This window comes from Pseudomonas sp. SIMBA_068, from assembly GCF_046534705.1.
Taxonomy (GTDB): domain Bacteria; phylum Pseudomonadota; class Gammaproteobacteria; order Pseudomonadales; family Pseudomonadaceae; genus Aquipseudomonas; species Aquipseudomonas putida.
Window position 1 is genome coordinate 1 of sequence record NZ_JAWRYI010000615.1, and the last position, 268, is coordinate 268.

1 protein-coding gene is annotated in these 268 nt (G+C 57.8%); it reads right to left on the bottom strand.

The features are described 5' to 3' along the window. The coding region (locus SB756_RS30665) for a hypothetical protein (protein ID WP_410913314.1) at positions 1 to 268 on the bottom strand (268 nt) is incomplete at both ends.

Below are 268 nucleotides of genomic sequence, written 5' to 3' on the forward strand. Positions count from 1 at the left end.
GGCTTCAGGTCGATGTCATCCGCCTGGAGCCAGACGCGACCATTGCTTAACAACCCCTCATCATCGCGCAAATCCATGCGCACCTGCATCACGCCGTGCTGTCCGGTAAGGCTGGAGAGGCTTACCAGGCCTTCCGCACGGTGTCGACGTGGATCGTTCAGCCAGGTGAGTTGTGGGATCGCCAGCTCGGCGCGCTGACCGGATGGCGTCAGGAAACTGACTTCACTGTCGCGAAGATCGAAATGGTCAAATTGACGAAGAAACAGAT